At 66.9% G+C, this 15,564-nt stretch carries 15 protein-coding genes; 3 read left to right on the forward strand and 12 right to left on the reverse strand.

The window, feature by feature from the left end:
* Positions 1–46: 46 nt before the first annotated feature.
* The 11 genes from flgL to flgB form a co-directional block, all read right to left on the reverse strand.
* Entirely contained in the window at positions 47–1,270 is a 1,224-nt protein-coding gene (gene flgL, locus U9J41_RS19025) for a flagellar hook-associated protein FlgL (RefSeq protein ID WP_322403736.1), read from the reverse strand.
* Between the two features lie 14 nt (positions 1,271–1,284).
* On the reverse strand, positions 1,285–3,228 hold the full coding sequence (gene flgK, locus U9J41_RS19030) for a flagellar hook-associated protein FlgK (RefSeq protein WP_322403737.1): 1,944 nt from the start codon (positions 3,226–3,228) through the stop codon (positions 1,285–1,287).
* Between the two features lie 76 nt (positions 3,229–3,304).
* On the reverse strand, positions 3,305–4,264 hold the full coding sequence (gene flgJ / locus U9J41_RS19035) for a flagellar assembly peptidoglycan hydrolase FlgJ (RefSeq protein WP_322403738.1): 960 nt from the start codon (positions 4,262–4,264) through the stop codon (positions 3,305–3,307).
* Between the two features lie 21 nt (positions 4,265–4,285).
* Positions 4,286–5,392 (reverse strand): flagellar basal body P-ring protein FlgI, encoded by a 1,107-nt coding sequence (locus tag U9J41_RS19040; protein ID WP_425260729.1) that lies wholly within the window; start codon positions 5,390–5,392, stop codon positions 4,286–4,288.
* 113 nt (positions 5,393–5,505) lie between these two features.
* The gene (locus U9J41_RS19045) at positions 5,506–6,135 is read right to left on the reverse strand and encodes a flagellar basal body L-ring protein FlgH (protein ID WP_322403739.1); all 630 of its coding nucleotides are present in this window, start codon (positions 6,133–6,135) and stop codon (positions 5,506–5,508) included.
* 38 nt (positions 6,136–6,173) lie between these two features.
* The gene (gene flgG / locus U9J41_RS19050) at positions 6,174–6,956 is read right to left on the reverse strand and encodes a flagellar basal-body rod protein FlgG (RefSeq protein WP_056443568.1); all 783 of its coding nucleotides are present in this window, start codon (positions 6,954–6,956) and stop codon (positions 6,174–6,176) included.
* A gap of 61 nt (positions 6,957–7,017) precedes the next feature.
* The gene (gene flgF, locus U9J41_RS19055; RefSeq protein WP_322403740.1) at positions 7,018–7,758 is read right to left on the reverse strand and encodes a flagellar basal-body rod protein FlgF; all 741 of its coding nucleotides are present in this window, start codon (positions 7,756–7,758) and stop codon (positions 7,018–7,020) included.
* A 178-nt stretch (positions 7,759–7,936) separates the two neighbouring features.
* Positions 7,937–9,463, reverse strand: coding sequence for a flagellar hook protein FlgE (locus U9J41_RS19060; protein WP_322403741.1), 1,527 nt, complete (start codon positions 9,461–9,463; stop codon positions 7,937–7,939).
* A gap of 42 nt (positions 9,464–9,505) precedes the next feature.
* Positions 9,506–10,213, reverse strand: a complete 708-nt coding sequence (locus U9J41_RS19065; RefSeq protein WP_322403742.1) for a flagellar hook assembly protein FlgD — start codon at positions 10,211–10,213, stop codon at positions 9,506–9,508.
* Positions 10,214–10,251: 38 nt separating this feature from the next.
* Positions 10,252–10,650, reverse strand: coding sequence for a flagellar basal body rod protein FlgC (flgC, locus tag U9J41_RS19070; RefSeq protein WP_056443580.1), 399 nt, complete (start codon positions 10,648–10,650; stop codon positions 10,252–10,254).
* 2 nt (positions 10,651–10,652) lie between these two features.
* Positions 10,653–11,081, reverse strand: coding sequence for a flagellar basal body rod protein FlgB (gene flgB / locus U9J41_RS19075; RefSeq protein ID WP_322403743.1), 429 nt, complete (start codon positions 11,079–11,081; stop codon positions 10,653–10,655).
* Positions 11,082–11,250: 169 nt separating this feature from the next.
* On the opposite strand from flgB, the gene flgA reads away from it, so the two are divergent.
* The 3 genes from flgA to U9J41_RS19090 all read left to right on the forward strand — a co-directional run bounded on the left by flgA (position 11,251) and on the right by U9J41_RS19090 (position 12,889).
* Positions 11,251–11,949, forward strand: a complete 699-nt coding sequence (flgA, locus tag U9J41_RS19080) for a flagellar basal body P-ring formation chaperone FlgA (protein ID WP_322403744.1) — start codon at positions 11,251–11,253, stop codon at positions 11,947–11,949.
* A 159-nt stretch (positions 11,950–12,108) separates the two neighbouring features.
* Complete coding sequence (gene flgM / locus U9J41_RS19085; RefSeq protein WP_056443589.1) at positions 12,109–12,411, forward strand: flagellar biosynthesis anti-sigma factor FlgM; 303 nt, start codon at positions 12,109–12,111, stop codon at positions 12,409–12,411.
* Positions 12,412–12,418: 7 nt separating this feature from the next.
* On the forward strand, positions 12,419–12,889 hold the full coding sequence (locus U9J41_RS19090) for a flagella synthesis protein FlgN (protein ID WP_322403745.1): 471 nt from the start codon (positions 12,419–12,421) through the stop codon (positions 12,887–12,889).
* A 102-nt stretch (positions 12,890–12,991) separates the two neighbouring features.
* On the opposite strand, the gene U9J41_RS19095 is transcribed toward U9J41_RS19090, so the two are convergent.
* A complete protein-coding gene (locus U9J41_RS19095; RefSeq protein WP_322403746.1) occupies positions 12,992–15,412 on the reverse strand; it encodes a bifunctional diguanylate cyclase/phosphodiesterase in 2,421 nt (806 codons plus the stop codon).
* Between the last annotated feature and the right edge of the window lie 152 nt (positions 15,413–15,564).

The raw sequence follows: 15,564 nt of genomic DNA on the forward strand, positions 1-15,564 counted from the left end.
CAAACGTCCACGCAGGCGGAGGCCGCCCACCCGACGACCGCACCGATCAGGAGATGTAGTTGAACAGCGACAGCCCCGACATCGTCTTGAACGACACCTGGGCCGCCTGCAACGTCTGCTGCTGCTGGGTGTACAGCGAAATCGCTTTGACCATGTCCAGGTCCTGCAGCCCGCTCAGCGAGGTCTGATACTGGATGTCGAGGTCGCTGCCCGTGCTGTCCAGCGAATCCACTTCCTTCATGCGCGAACCCACCGACGCCTGCACGGTCAGCACGTTGTCCAGCGCGTTCTTCATGTTCAGGCTGGCCGTGTTCAGGTTGTTGGTCAGCGCGGCCTTGCCCGCGTCGCCGCTGGCGGGAGAACGCAGGGTCTGGATCAGGTTCGTGATCGTCGTGAACACCGACTGCTTCTGGCTCGGCTGCACGCCGAACGAGTCGCCGTCGGCCGGGGCGCCCTTGATGTCGAACGAGATGCCGTCGAAGGCGATCGCGGCGCCCGCCGTGTACGGCTGGTCGCTCTGCAGCGCGGCGCCCGTCGTGTTGTCCGTCACCGTGTACGTCGTCGCGGCCGGCGTGCCCGTCACCGCGAAGGCGATCGAATAGTCGTGGCCCGTCAGCTGGCTGGTGTCGGTCACGGCGCCCGGGGCGATGATGCCCGAGCCGGTGTTGCCGGTCGTGGCCTGGGTGACGAACGTGCCGTTGCCGGTGACGTTGGCTTCGAAGACGGCGCTGCCGCTTTCGCTGATGGCCATCTTGCGCGCCGATCCCACCTGCAGCGTGCGCTGGCCCTGGTCGCCCTGGTAGGTGGCGCCGGTCGGGGTCTGCGTGAACGGTTGCGTGGTGGTCTTGTAGCCGGAAAACAGATAGGTGCCGGTGCCGTCCGTCGTGTTGGCCGCGCCGAGCAGGTCGGCCATGCGTCCCTCCAGCTCGGTGGCCAGCGCGGCGCGGTCGCTGTCCGAATAACCGGCGTTGCCGGCGGTGACGATCAGGGACTGGATGTCCGTGAGCTGGCCCGTGACGTCCTGCAGCGTCTTGTCGACCATCGACAGCGACGAACTGGCGTTCGTGCGGTTGGTGCCGAACTGCGTGTTCATCGATTGCGACTGGGTCAGTTCCAGCGCCTTGGCCGAACCGATCGGATCGTCGGCGGCCGTCAGCATGCGCTTGTTCGTCGACAGCTGCATCTGCGTCTTTGCCATCTGGCTCTGCAGCGTGTTGATCTGCGTGGTCCCGGCCTGGAAGATCGCGTTGGTGCTGATACGTAGGGTCATGGCGTGGCTCCGCTTCAGCTGCCGATCTGCAGCAAAGCATTGAAAATCGTGTCGGCGATCTGCATCACCTTGCCCGATGCCTGATAGGCCTGCTGGTATTTGAGCAGGTTGGCCGCCTCCTCGTCCAGGTTGACGCCCGAGACGTTGTTGGCGGCCGATTGCGCCTGCGTCAGCTGGGCCGCCGCGGCTTCGGCATTGGCCTGCACTTCGCGCGTCTTGTTGCCGACGGTGCTGACCAGCGTGGCATAGGCCGACTGGAACGTCGCCTTGCCGCCGTCCAGCACGTTGGTCGACTGCAGGTCGCCCATCAGGCTGGCGTTGCGCGTGTCGCCCAGGCCCGTGTTGGGCGCGATCGTGAAGGTGTCGCCGTCGGCCGGGGCGCCGTTCAGCGTGAAGCTCATCCCCGCGACCGTGTAGCTGGCGCCGTCCTGGAACGGCGGGTTGGTGCCGGCCGGGTAGGTCGTCGTCGCGCCGTTCACGGTCACGTCGACGTCGGCCGGAAAGCCGGTCAGGGTGCCCGAGGCCTTGTCGAAGCCAATCGAGACGGGCGCGGCCAGCGGCGCGGCCAGGTAGTTCTTGTCGACCGCGCCCGCGCTGATCTTGCCCGAGCCGCTGTTGGTCAGCGGGACGCTCGTGGCGATCGGCGCGGCGGCCGCGATCTGCGCGCCGTCCGTCAGCGCCAGCTTGAAGTTGGCGGCGGCGTTCAGGGTCGGGCGCACGAGGAAGTTGTCGCCGGTATCGGCCACGCCCGAGACGTCGAACGCGAGCCCGTCGATGACCTGCGGCTGGCCCTGCGGGAACGGCGAGATCACCGTCTTCTTGTTGTCCGACAGGCGGTACACGTTGAAGTTGGTGCCGTCGAAGTCGACCTTGTAGTCACTCGTCGTGAGCTGCGTGGCGTCGACGACCGTGGCCGCGATGGCCGTGGTGCTGGTCTGGTTGTTGTTGACGTTCTTCGTCACCTCGGCCGGCGCGACGGTGAAGATGTCGCCGCCCGCATTGCCGTTGCCGTCCAGGCCGAGATGGTTCTGGTCGTTGATCGTCGTGGCCAGCGCGATCGCGACGCGGCCCATCGAGTTCTGCGCCAGGTCCAGCGACTGGCTGCGGAACTGCAGCGCGGCGCCCAGCTCGCCGCCCGTGAGCGCGCTCTCGGCCATCGGCGTGATCTTGCCCTGGGTGATATAGCCCACCGTGGTGCGGGTCTGGTCCGTCGGCGAATTCGTCGCCGCCAGCTGGAAGGAGTTCGTGCCGACGACGAGCGGCTGGCCGTTGCCGATCGAGACGGTCAGGCTGTTGTTATCGCCCGGCACGACGGTCGCCTTGATCTGCTTGTTCAAGTCCATGATCAGCTGGTCGCGCTTGTCCAGCAGGTCGTTCGGCGGATTCAGGCCGGCGGCATCCGTCAGCTTGCCGATCTGGTCATTCAGCTGGGCGATCTGCTTGGCGTAGGTGTTGATCGACGTGACGCTGGCCGTGATCTGGGTATTGACGCCCTTGCGGATCTCGTCCATGCGGCCGGTCATGCTCTGGAACCGGGCGGCCAGCGTGTCGGCCGAGCTGATGAACGAACCGCGCGACGACACGCCGGCGCCGTCGCCGGTCAGGTTCTGCACGGACGAAAAGAAATCCTGCAGCGCCGGCGACAGGCCGGACGTGGTGTCGGCCAGCAGGTTGTCGATCTGCTGGACCTGGGCCTGGTAGGCGTCCAGTCCGCTGCTCGACGCCTGGGCCGTGCGCACCTGCGCGTTCAGGAAGTCGTCCGAATAGCGCTTGACCTGGGCGACCTGCGTACCCGTGCCGATATAGCCGTTGGCGCCCCCCATCGAGATCGACGTCGATTGCACCACCACCTCGCGGCTGTAGCCCGCGACGTTGGCGTTGGTGATGTTGTTGCCGGCCGTTGCAAGGGCCGCCTGGGCCGCGTACAAACCGGTTTTGCCGATGCTGAGGAGGGACATGATGGTTTTCTTTCTGCTATGTCATTGACGGCAAGTTCCGCCAAAACTTTATTCTTGTTGTCCTGTCAATACCCCATCACGCCAGCGAATGCTTGATGATGCGCGACAGCTTGACCGCGTACTGCGGGTCGGTCGCATAGCCGGCGCGCTGCAGGCCATGCGCGAACGCGGCCGCGTCGCCGCCGTGCGCCAGCACTTTTTCGTAGCGCGGGTTATTGCTCAACAACTTCGCGTAGTCCTTGAACGCGTCGGCGCAGGAATCGTAGGCGCGGAACTTCTCGACCCGGCTGTGCGGCTTGCCGTGGATGTATTCCGTCGTGACGGCCGTCGCGACCTTGCCCTTCCAGCCCGGGCCGGCCTTGATGCCGAACAGGTTGTTGCTCGACGTGCCGTCGCTGTTGCGGATCACGCGCTTGCCCCAGCCCGTCTCGAGCGCGGCCTGGCCCAGCATGAACTTGGCCGGCACGCCCGTCGTCTGTTCCGCTTCCTCGGCGGCGTCGGCCAGCTTTTCCTGGAACGCGCGCACGTGCGCCGGCTTGTTCGCGTTGTCCGTGCCGCGCGCGCTGCCGGTGACGCCGGAAGCGCTCGTGGCGGCCGCGCCGTCGGTCGGCATCGTGTCGAGGTCGCCGTGCATGCGCAGTGCCGCACTGCTGGCGGCGCTGCCGGCCTGCTGCTCGCCGCCGATGCCCAGCGCCTGCTTGTTCATGTCCTGCATCAGCTGCTGGCCCTTCTGCTGCGCGGTCAATTGCCGCACGAGCACGTCGGCCAGGCCGATGCCGCGCTTGGCCAGCTTCTGGCTCATCTGCTGGTCGAGCATGCCCGTGAAGGTCTTGGACTCCTGGCTGTCCATCATGCCGTCCTGCGGCGTGGCGTCGCGCATGCTCTTCATCATCATGCCGATGAACATGGATTCGAACTGCGTGGCCGCGCCCTTGAGCGCCTCCGGCGAACCGGCTTTCGCCGACTGCTTGAGGTCGCCGAGGCTGTTGGTGTCGAGCGCGAACTTGCCGGACAGGTCAGAAGTGGAACCGAGCATGGTGGCCTCGCTGGTAATCGGTTAGATGATCTCGAGCTCGGCGCGCAGCGAACCGGCCGCCTTGAGCGCCTGCAGGATCGCGAGCAGGTCTTGCGGCGTGGCGCCGATCGCGTTCATGGCCTTGACGACTTCGGCCAGCGACGCGCCGGCGTTCAGCATGATGACCTTGCCCGCATCCTTCTTGACGGCCACCTGCGGGTTCTTCGTGACGACGGTGCTGCCCAGCGAACCCGCGGGCGGCTGGCTGACCTGCGTGTCGGTGCCGATGCTGACGGACAGGTTGCCGTGCGCGATCGCGCAGGGATCGAGCGTGACGGCGCGGTTCATGACGACGGAACCCGTGCGCGCGTTGAGGATGATTTTCGCGGCGGCCTCGGCCGGCTTGACGTCCAGGCCTTCAAGGATGCCGAGGAAGCTGACGCGCTGGTCGCTCGACGACGGCACGCGCACGCGGATCACGCGGCCGTCCAGCGCCGTGGCGATGCCCGGGCCGAACTTGTCGTTGACGGCTTCCACGACGCGGCTGGCGGTGGCGAAATCCGTCGTGTTGAGTTCCAGCTTGACCTGGTTGTCGGCGCCGAGGTTCGACGCGACGGCGCGCTCGACCGTGCCGCCGGACGAGATGCGGCCAACGGACAATTGATTCACCTGCACCTGCGCACCGCCGCCCGACGCACCGGCGCCGCCGACGAGCACGTTACCCTGGGCCATCGCATACACCTGGCCGTCGGCGCCCTGCAGCGGCGTCATCAGCAACGTGCCGCCGCGCAGGCTCTTCGCATTGCCCATCGACGAGACGGTCACGTCGATCGTCTGGCCGGGCTGCGCGAACGCCGGCAGCGACGTGGTCACCATCACGGCCGCCACGTTCTTCAGCTGCAGCTGGGTGCCGGCCGGCAGGCTGACGCCCTTCTGCTGCAGCATCGCCATGATCGACTGCACGGTGAACGGCGTCTGCGTGGTCTGGTCGCCCGTGCCGTCGAGGCCGACGACGAGGCCGTAGCCGGACAACTGGTTCTGGCGGACGCCGCCGATGCTGGCGAGGTCTTTCAGGCGCTCGGCGTGGGCGGTCGTGGCCATCAGGGGACCGAGCAGTGCTGCGCAGAGTGCGATGATTTTGAGATTCATAGTTTGTCGGGGTCAGAGCCCATCCGTGTAAACCGGGCTCTGACCCCGAGTCCTTGAAATAGTTTGTCGGGGTCAGAGCCCGCCCGTGTAAACCGGGCTCTGACCCCGAGTCCTTAAAATGGCAGCAACGACTGGAAGAAGCGCGACATCATCGAGGTCATCTCGGCGCGGTCGATCTGGCTGTTGGTGCGGTACTCGACGCGGGCGTCGGCGACGAGGGTCGACTGCACGATGTTGCCCGGCTGGATCGTGTCCGGATTCACCATGCCCGAGAAGCGGATGAACTCGACGCCCTTGTCCATGGCGATCTGTTTTTCGCCGACGACGATCAGGTTACCGTTCTGCAGGACTTCCGACACCGTCACGCCGATCGTGCCCGTGAAGGCGTTCGACGCGGTCTGCGTGTCGCCATCGGCGTACTTGGTGCCGCTGCTCGTGGCGAGGCTGGCGCCCAGGCGGCCCTGCAGCGGACCCGGCACGCCGAGGTTGACGCTGCCCGACTTGTTGCCCGTGCTGGCGCCGCTCTTGTTGGCGGCCGTCTTCTCGACGATGCTGATCGTGAGGATGTCGCCGATGTGGCGCGCGCGCCGGTCCTCGAACATGGGACGGAACGTGTTCGCGTTGTAGATCGCGCCTTCCGTTGGCGTGCCGGCATCGGCCAGCATCGGCCGCACCGTGGTCGGCCCCTTGACGATCGACGTCGGCGTGGCCGCGCAACCGGCCAGCGCCAGCAGAATCGTCATCCCCGCGCAGGCGGGGATCCAAGTTTTACTCACCATTTTCATAACTGGGAAATCTTCTGCAGCATCTGGTCGGACGTGGTGATGGCCTTGCTGTTGATCTCGTACGCGCGCTGCGTCTGGATCATGTTGACCATCTCTTCGACGACGTTCACGTTGGACGTCTCGACATAGCCCTGCATCAGCACGCCGGCGCCGTTCGTGCCCGGGGTGGTGGCCTGCGCGGTGCCGGAGGCGCCCGTTTCGGCATACAGGTTCTCGCCGAGCGATTCCAGGCCGGCCGGGTTGACGAAGTTCGACACCTGGATCGAGCCGATCTGCGTGGGCGCGACGGTGCCCGGCGTCGTCACGGAGACGGTGCCGTCGCGGCCGACGGTCATCGACAGCGCATTGCTGGGCACGGTGATGGGCGGCTGCAGCACATAGCCGCTGGAGGTGACGAGCTGGCCGTTGGAATCGGTCTGGAACGAGCCGTCGCGGGTGTAGGCCGTCGTACCGTCCGGCATCAGGACCTGGAAGAAACCCGAGCCGTTGATCATCACGTCCTTCGAGTTGCCGGTCTGCTGGGGATTGCCCTGCGTGTGGATGCGCTCGGTGGCGACGGTGCGCACACCGGTACCGATCTGCAGGCCCGACGGCAGCTGGGTCTGCTGCGACGATTGCGCGCCGGGCTGGCGCACGTTTTGATACAACAAGTCCTCGAACACGGCACGCGACTTCTTGAAGCCGTTCGTGCTGACGTTGGCGAGGTTGTTGGTGATGACGTCGAGGTTGGTCTGCTGGGCTTCGAGGCCGGTCTTGGCGATGTACAGCGAGCGGATCATGGTGTTCTCCTATGACGACGGCAAACCCGTCGCCCACCATGAAATTATGTCCCAGGAGAAATCAAGTCAAAGCGAGGATCTGCGTCGCTTTCGCCGCGTTATTCTCCGCGTTCTTCAACAGGCTCATTTGGGTCTCGAGAGAACGTGCCAAAGAGATCATGTTCACCATCGAGTCGACGGCCGAGACGTTGCTGCCTTCCAGCGTGCCGCTCGTCACCGCCAGGGCCGGGTCGGCCTGGGCACTGGAACCGTCCTGCATGCGGAAGAAGCCGTCGTCGCCGCGCACGAGCTGTTTCTGGTCCGGATTGACGAGCTTGAGACGGCCGACGACGGTGGACGTGGCGGGCACGGTGTCCGTCGTCAGCGACGAGATGGAGCCGTCCTTCCCGACGGACACGGTCGTGTTCGGCGGAATCGCGATCGGACCGCCCTCGCCCATCACCGTCTGGCCGTTGGCCGTCTGCAGGATGCCGTTCGGGCTGATCTGCAGCGAGCCGTTGCGCGTATAGGCTTCGGTGCCGTCCTGCATCTGCACGGCGATCCAGCCCGGGCCCTTGATGGCCACGTCGAGATCGCGCCCCGTCACCTGCATCGGACCGGCCGTGAAGTCCGCGCCGATGGTGTTGTCGACGACAAACGCGCGCGTCGGCAAGCCTTCGCTCACGACGGGCACGGCGCGGAACGTATCCAGCTGCGCGCGGAAACCCGTCGTGCTGAGGTTGGCCAGGTTGTTCGACGTGGTGGCCTGCTGCTCAAGGATGTGCTTGGCGCCGGTGGCGGCCGTGTAGATCAGGCGGTCCATTTACTTTTTCCCGACAACGAATATCAACATACCGTCGTTCCCGCGTAGGCGGGAACCCAATTTCTGCATGCGTGCGCGCGAACCTGGGCCCCTGCCCGCGCAGGGGCGACGTGCATGCTTTTGCTCGCCAACATGCGCCGTCGTTCCCGCGAAGGCGGGAACCGAAGTTTTGCGTGCATCAGCGCAGGTTCACCAGCGTCTGCAGCACCGAGTCCTGCGTCTTGATGGTCTGGGCGTTGGCCTGGTAGACGCGCTGGGCCGTGATCATGTTGACCAGCTCGGCCGTCAGGTCGACGTTCGAACTTTCCGTCGCGGACGCCTGCAGCACGCCGAAGCTGCCCGTGCCCGCCGTGCCCAGCAGCGGCGTGCCCGAGGCCGAGGTTTCGACCCAGGAGTTGTTGCCGATCGGCTCCAGGCCGCCCGAGTTCGTGAAGTTGGCGAGGACGATCTGGCCCAGCGGCTTGGTCTGGCCGTTGCTGTACTGGCCCAGCAGCGTGCCGTCGGCCGCGGCCGAGAAGCGCTGCAGGTGGCCGGCCGTGTAGCCGTCCTGGGTGGTCAGTTTTTCGCTCGTGTCGGCGCCGTACTGCGTGCTGCCGTTGAAGCCGACCTTGATCGACAGCATTTCCTTGGCGCCGGTGGCCGGGTAGACGGGGAAGGACACGGCCAGGGGCAGCGTCTGCGGCGACATCAGCGCGGCCGACAACGCGCCGTTCGAGTCGAACTTGAGCGTGCCGACCGGGGTCGACGGCACGGACACGGCGGCGGCGACGTCCTTGTCGACCTCGTCCGGGGTATAGCCGACCGTGTTGCCCGCATCGGTGGCGGCCGTCTGGATGGCGGTGACGGTGGCCGCGGTGGCGCCGGCCGTGCCGGCGGCGCTGCCGACGGCGGCGGAGACCGCGGCGGCGTAGTCGGACAGCGCCTGGGCGACGGCGGCCGGGTCCTGCGGCGACGCCTTCGTGGCGGTGGTCCAGGCATCGCGCGCGGCCATCGCCGTCGGATCGCTGGCGCCGGCCTTGGCCACGTTGACGTTGGTGATCTCGGTGCCGTCGGCGCCGGCGTACACGTCCCACGTGCCCGAGCCGGTCTTCACGTAGTACATCGACATCGTGTGCTCGTTGCCCAGGGTGTCGTAGACGCTGACCGGGACCTGCTTGTTGTACGTGGTCGCGTCGTTGGCGTTGAACGGGAAGTTGGTCGGGATGGTCTCGCGCGAGTCGAGGTTGATCGACGTGTCGACCTTGGTCGTGGCGACCGGCTTCATGTCGGCCGTGCTGATCTTCAGCGGGGTCGGCGTGCTGGCCAGGATCTGGCCGTTCGCGGCGACGCCGTAGCCCGTCACGTTGGCGCCCTGCGGCGTCACGACGTAGCCGTTCTTGTCGAGCGAGAACTGGCCGTTGCGGGTGTACTGGACGGCGCCGCCGATCTCGGTACGGAAGAAGCCGCCGCCATTGATGGCGATGTCGAGCGGATTGGCCGTCGTCTCGATATTACCCTGGGTGAACTGCTGGGCGATGCCCGCCACGCTCACGCCGATACCGGCCTGGGTGGCGCCGGCGCCGTTCAGCGAGCGCGCATACACGTCGGCGAATTCCGTGGTCGAGCCCTTGAAGCCCACGGTGCTCGAGTTGGCAATGTTGTTACCGATGACGTCCAGCGATTTCGCCGCGCTGTTCAAGCCGCTCAGGCCTTGTTGGAAGGACATGTTGTGCTCCTGTTATTCGTTCGATCGTTGTGTAAGCGGCGCTTACAGGACTTGCCTGATGTCGGCCAGCGTGAGCGCGCCCTTGCTGGACAGGTTCACCTTGACGCCATCGGTATTGTTGGTCGTGACGCTGGCGACGCTGTCGAGCGACAGGCCGCCGGCGTCGGTCAGGGCGGCGCCGGCGCGCGACGCCACGACCTTGAACGTATAGTTGCCGTCGGCCAGCGTGATCGGCTTGCCGCTGCTGTCCAGCTTGGTCGCATCGGGCACGCCGTCCCACGCGAGCGGCGTGACGCCGGCCTTCTGCGCGCCCAGGTCCATCGTCTCGACCTCGTTGCCCTTCGCGTCGCTGATGACGATCTTGACGTCGTCCGCATCGCTGGCCAGGTTCACGCCGAGAACGCCCTTGCTGCCCGCCAGGGTGACGTTGTTGCCGTCGACGAGCACGCCGCGGCCGATCAGGTTCGTCGCCTGCACCGCTTCCGAACTCTGGTAGCTGGACTTCAGCGATTCCAGGGTCGTGTTCAACTTGTTCACGCCGGTCACGGTCTGCAGCTGCGCGAGCTGGCTCGTCATCTGGGCGTTGTCCATCGGGTTCAGCGGGTCCTGGTTCTGCAGCTGGGTCACCAGCAGGGTCATGAACTTGTCGGTGTCGGCGGAGACGTCGTCCGTGCTGGTCGTCTTCTTCGCGTTCATCGTCGACATCAGGTCGGTGATGGGTGTGCTGGTGGTGTCGGTTACGGTCGCCATGGGAGCGTGTCAGTGTGAGTAGAGGGTGATAGTCCGGATTACTGGCCGAGGGTCAGTGTCTTGAGCAGCATGGTCTTGGCCGCGTTCATGGTCTCGACGTTCGTCTGGTACGAGCGCGAGGCCGACAGCATGTTGACCATTTCGTCGACCACGTTCACGTTGGGCATCGAGACATAGCCCTTGTCGTCGGCGAGGGGATTCTTGGGGTCGTACACCTGCTTCAGCGGCGACGCGTCCTCGACCACTTCGCGCACCTTGACGCCGGTGCCCTGGTCCATCGGGACGGCCTCGAACACGACCTGCTTGGCGCGGTAGGCCTCGCCCGTGGCGCTGGTCGCGCTGTCGGCGTTGGCGAGGTTGCTGGCCGTCGTGTTCAGGCGCTGGGCCTGGGCGCTCATGGCCGAGCCGGCCACGTTGAAGACATTAAATAAGGACATGATTACTGGCCTCCCTGGATGGCCGCGAGCATGTTGCGGATCTGCTGGTTGAGCATCGTGATGCCGGCTTCGTAGCGCAGCGCGTTATCGGCGAACTGGGTGCGTTCCGTGTCCATGTCGACCGTGTTGCCGTCGACGGCGCCCTGCGTCACCGTGCGGTACAGCACGGGCGTGGCACCGTCCCCCAGCGTCTTGCCGTCGGCCGCCGCCTGGCCGTTCGGATAATGCGCGCCGGACGTCGTCGCCAGCGGCGCGTTGTTCGCCGCGCGCGCCAGCGCACCCTGCAGGGCGCTGGAAAAATCGATGTCGCGCGCCTTGAAATTCGGCGTGTCCGCGTTGGCGATGTTCGACGCGAGCAATTCCTGGCGCTGCGAGCGCAGGCTGAGCGCGGTTTCATTGAAACGCAGGTAATCGTCGAGTTTGCCGATCATGGTGGCTCCGTTTTTCCCAGGCATCTGGTGGTGGACAGCATGGATCATACGGACCGGTGGACTCTTCCAATCGGGCAATAAAGAGACCCAAAACCCGGCTATTCGGCGGTTCGGCGGCGGCGCGCCGGACCTAAGATGGCAGCGTCGCAAAAACCCGTACCGCTCAACCATGAAACGCACGCTCCTTACCGCCCTGCTCGTCGGCGCCGCCTCGCTGGCCTCCGCGCAGACGACGCCCGCCGGCCGCCAGAACATCAATGCCCTGCGCACCGTCGTCGAGCAATTCTTGCACACCCAGACGGCGGGCCTGCCCGGCACCGTGACGGTGAAGGTGGGCGCGATCGACGCCCGCACCGCCCTCGCCGCCTGCCCGGCGCCGGAAGCCTTCCTGCAGCCAGGCGCGCGCGCCTGGGGCAAGACGACGGTGGGCGTGCGCTGCACGGCGCCGTCGAACTGGACGCTCTTCGTGCAGGCGCAGGTGAACGTGCAGGCGGACTATGTCGCCGCGGCGCTGCCGCTCGCGCAGGGCCAGCCGATCGAGCAAAGCCAGCTGGTGTTGGTGAAAGGCGACATCGCCTCCATGCCCAACGGCATCATCACGGACATGGCGCAGGCGCTTGGCCGCACGCCGACGGTGTCGCTGGCGGCCGGCACGCCGCTGCGCCTGGACACGCTGCGCAGCCGTCCCGTCGTGCAGCAGGGCCAGGCCGTACGCCTGGTTTCGAACGGCAACGGATTTTCAGTATCGGCCGAAGGCAAGGCCATCGGCAACGCCAGCGACGGCCAGATCGTGCAGGTGCGCACGCCGGGCGGCGCGGTCGTCAGCGGCACGGCGCGGGCCGGCGGCATGGTCGAGGTGGCGTTTTAAGGCAGCACGGGAGACACTGACATCACGGATCGTCGATGGGACTTTGAAAAGTGCGGCATGCGCCCGCACTTTGTTTGATGTCCCCTAAAGTTTTCGGCAACAGCGCCGTTACTTAGGCAGATCCCGGGCTTTCGGCTCCGACCTGAGAAGGATGATGCTGTGAAAATCAACGATACACTCAAGAACAATGCAGGCGTGCAGGCCAACAACACGGCCACGACCGCGAAGAGCAGCGACGCGGCCGCCGCGAAGACGGTCTCGCCTGCGGCGACCGACACCGTACGCCTGTCCTCGCAAGGCCAGGCGCTTGCGGCCGGCGGTACCAATCAAGTGTTCGACAGCAAGAAGGTTGAACGCATCAAGGCGGCCATCGCGGATGGCCATTTCCAAGTGAATTCGGAGAAAGTGGCGGATGGCCTGTTGGATACAGTGCGCGATCTGCTGCATTCCCGCAAACAGTAGATAACCCATGGCCATTGCATCCCCTGGCGCAACCCTGCGCGACGAACAGCAAGTGATCGGTTCCATCGTGGAACTGATGAAGACGGAGCAACAGCTCCTGATCAGTGCGGATGCGGATGGCCTCTCTACCATCACCCCCAACAAGCTGCAACTGGCGCAGCGCGCCGCGACCCTGTCGCGCGTACGCCACAAGGCCCTCGCCGCCGCCGGCTTTCCCGGGAGCGAAGCCGGGATGGAGCCCTGGCTGGCCGTGGGCGGCAACGACGAGCAGCGCGCCGAGTGGAACCGCCTGCTGGACCTGACCCGCGCGGCGAAGGAACTCAACCGCGTCAACGGCATGCTCGTCAACCGCCAGCTGGGCCAGGCCCAGGCGGCACTGAACGAATTGCGCGGTCCCGCGGGCAATGCGGCCGGTGTCTACGGACCGGGCGGCCAGACCATGTCGACGGGGCCGTCGCGGCGGTTCGCGGTCGGCTGAGTTCACTGCGTCGCCGTCCTATCGAACACATGCGTAGGGTGGGCACCCTGTGCCCACGCGCAACGCCAACACGGCGGAACCGGGTGCGCGCCCCGGTCCACCCTACGTCGCTACGGGGGTTCGCCGTTCGGCAAACATCGCCTCGATCTGCTCCGGCCACACGGGCGGACTGAAATAATAACCCTGGATTTCGTCGCACCCGTTCTCGCGCAAAAAGGCCACCTGCTCGGCCGTCTCGACACCCTCCGCCACCGCCTCCAGGTTCAGCGTATGCGCCAGCGCGATGATGGCGCGCGCGATCGCGGCGTCGTTCGGATCGGCCGTCACGTCGCTCACGAACGAACGGTCGATCTTGAGCACGTCGATCGGGAAGCGTTTCAGATAGCTGAGCGACGAATAGCCGGTACCGAAATCGTCGATCGACAGCGCCACGCCGAGCGCCTTCAGCGAGCGCAGCACGCTCGTCGCTTCGCCGGTGTCGCGCATCACCGTGCTTTCCGTGATCTCGATCTCCAGGCAGGCCGGCGGCAGGTTGCTGCGTTCCAGCGCGGCCCGGACCCGCTGCGCCAGCCCGGCCTGCTGGAACTGGCGCGCCGACAGGTTGACGGACACCTGCAGCGGCGGCAGCCCTTGCGCGCGCCACGCGGCCGCGCGCGCGCAGGCTTCGTCCAGCACCCACATGTCGAGGTCGTCGATCAGGCCCGTCTCCTCGGCCAGCGGAATGAAGCGCGCCGGCGGCACGAGGCCCAGCACCGGATGGCGCCAGCGCACGAGGGCCTCCACGCCGAGCACGGCGCCGCTGGCCAGGTCGACGCGCGGCTGGTATTGCAGCACGAACTGGTTGCGCTCGACGGCATGGCGCAGCAGCGCTTCCAGGTCGACCCGCTCGCGGATCGCCTGCGCCATCGCGTCCGTGTGGAAGCAGTGGCGCGCCGGACCGTCGGCGCGCGCGGCGGCCATCGCCACCTGCGCCATCTGCAGCAGTTCGTGCGCGCCGCAGCTCCCATCCGGCAGCAGTGCGATGCCGACGCTGGCGGCCAGGAACACGTGCTGCCCGCCGATCGGGAACGGTTCGCGCATGGCGTCCAGCAGCCGGCCGGCCAGCGCCGCGGCGGCCTCCTGGCCGGACTGCTTCTGCACGACGATGAATTCGTTGCCGCCCTGGCGCGCCAGCATGTCGCCGCCCGCCAGCAGGCCCGATAGGCGGACGACGCATTCGCGCAGCACGTCGTCGCCGCCGCCGTAGCCGTAGCCACTGTTGATCTTGCGGAATTCGTGCAGGTCGAACACGAGCACGGCCAGGGTGCGGCCGTTCAGGCACGCGCCGGCGATCGCCTCGTCCAGCGTCTCGAGGATGCGGTTGCGGTTCGGCAGGCCCGTCAGGGCGTCGTGGGTGAGCTGTTCGACCAGGGCCCGTTCGAGCCGGCGCCGCTCCGACACGTCGCGCACGATGGCCACCTGCTGGCCGCTCGGCATGCCGGCGCGGCGCACCTCGGCCGGGAAGGCGGCGCCGGAGCGGCTGCGGCAATCCACCTCGGCGTCGCCGGCGGCCGCCGGCACCAGCATGTCCAGCGGCAGGCCCGCGGCCGCCTCGCGCGCCACGCCGAACAGGCTTTCCGCGCGCGCATTCATCATCGTGATGCGCCCTTCCGCGCCGACCAGCAGGATGGCGTCCGGCGCGCATTCCATCAGGCTGCGGAAGCTGGCCTCGCTCTCGGCCAGCGAACGTTCCGAACGCTGCAGGCGCAGGTAGGGCGCGTGCACGGCGGCCACCCAGATCGCGCGGTGCAGGCACAGGTAGGCGATCACCTTGTACACGTGGCCGGCCATGTTCATGACGTCGTCCGGACGCGCGTACAGCGTGAAGCTGACGCCGCCCAGCGCCATCACCGCGGCCGTCGCGGCCAGGTAGCGGTCGGTGCGCAAGCGGGTGAGCAGCGCGCGCCGCAGCAGGAACAGCGCGGCGACGGCATTCAGGGCGATCAGCACGACTTCGGCATCGATCTTGAACCGCGTCAGGCCCTGCCCCGGCACGAAGGTCGGCGGCAGCGCCAGCGGATTGTCGACTGCCACCCAGAAGCCGAGCGCGGCAATGCCCAGCGCTGCCGCCAGCGCCCAGCCGCGCACGCGGCGGCCGACGACCCGCTCGCGCGGGGCAAACGCGGCGATGAGCAGCGCGCACGCGCTGACGGTGCGCGCCAGCAGCCAGAATTCGATGCCGCATCCGACGCTGCCCGGCCCCGCCACGCCGGGCATGCCCTGCACCGACATCAGGTGGCCGAAGTCGAGCAGGCCGACCACCAGCGCGGTCGGCGACAGCAGGGCCACACGGATCGGCATGTCGCGGCCGATGCCGTGCCAGCCCGTGGAAAACACGAGCATCGCCACGACCACCGAAAACACTTCCATTGCCGTGTGCGCCGTCAGGTACCAGCGCGGATCCCACGGCAGGGACGTGCCATGGCCCAGCGCGAGCCAGGCCATGAACACGGCCAGCAGCGCCGTGAGGATGGACAGCCGCACGGCGGACGGCATCCTGCGCGCCCGCCGCCTCATGCCGCGATGGCGGCGCCGGCGCCGGTCGTGCGAAGTCCGCTCATGCAGGAAGCGTGGCTGTCGTGCTCGATATTCATGTGATGCAGCGATTGGCGCCGCCGGCAATGCCGTAGCGGCGT

The organism is Massilia luteola (assembly GCF_034420155.1).
GTDB lineage: Bacteria > Pseudomonadota > Gammaproteobacteria > Burkholderiales > Burkholderiaceae_D > Telluria > Telluria luteola.

Coding starts and splice junctions, on each gene's coding strand:
- flgK (WP_322403737.1), bottom strand. CDS start 3,228: ATGTCCCTCCTCAGCATCGGCAAAACCGGTTTGTACGCGGCCCAGGCG.
- U9J41_RS19060 (WP_322403741.1), bottom strand. CDS start 9,463: ATGTCCTTCCAACAAGGCCTGAGCGGCTTGAACAGCGCGGCGAAATCG.
- flgJ (WP_322403738.1), bottom strand. CDS start 4,264: ATGCTCGGTTCCACTTCTGACCTGTCCGGCAAGTTCGCGCTCGACACC.
- U9J41_RS19040 (WP_425260729.1), bottom strand. CDS start 5,392: ATGAATCTCAAAATCATCGCACTCTGCGCAGCACTGCTCGGTCCCCTG.
- flgF (WP_322403740.1), bottom strand. CDS start 7,758: ATGGACCGCCTGATCTACACGGCCGCCACCGGCGCCAAGCACATCCTT.
- flgL (WP_322403736.1), bottom strand. CDS start 1,270: ATGACCCTACGTATCAGCACCAACGCGATCTTCCAGGCCGGGACCACG.
- flgA (WP_322403744.1), top strand. CDS start 11,251: ATGAAACGCACGCTCCTTACCGCCCTGCTCGTCGGCGCCGCCTCGCTG.
- flgG (WP_056443568.1), bottom strand. CDS start 6,956: ATGATCCGCTCGCTGTACATCGCCAAGACCGGCCTCGAAGCCCAGCAG.
- U9J41_RS19065 (WP_322403742.1), bottom strand. CDS start 10,213: ATGGCGACCGTAACCGACACCACCAGCACACCCATCACCGACCTGATG.
- flgB (WP_322403743.1), bottom strand. CDS start 11,081: ATGATCGGCAAACTCGACGATTACCTGCGTTTCAATGAAACCGCGCTC.
- U9J41_RS19090 (WP_322403745.1), top strand. CDS start 12,419: ATGGCCATTGCATCCCCTGGCGCAACCCTGCGCGACGAACAGCAAGTG.
- flgC (WP_056443580.1), bottom strand. CDS start 10,650: ATGTCCTTATTTAATGTCTTCAACGTGGCCGGCTCGGCCATGAGCGCC.
- U9J41_RS19045 (WP_322403739.1), bottom strand. CDS start 6,135: ATGACGATTCTGCTGGCGCTGGCCGGTTGCGCGGCCACGCCGACGTCG.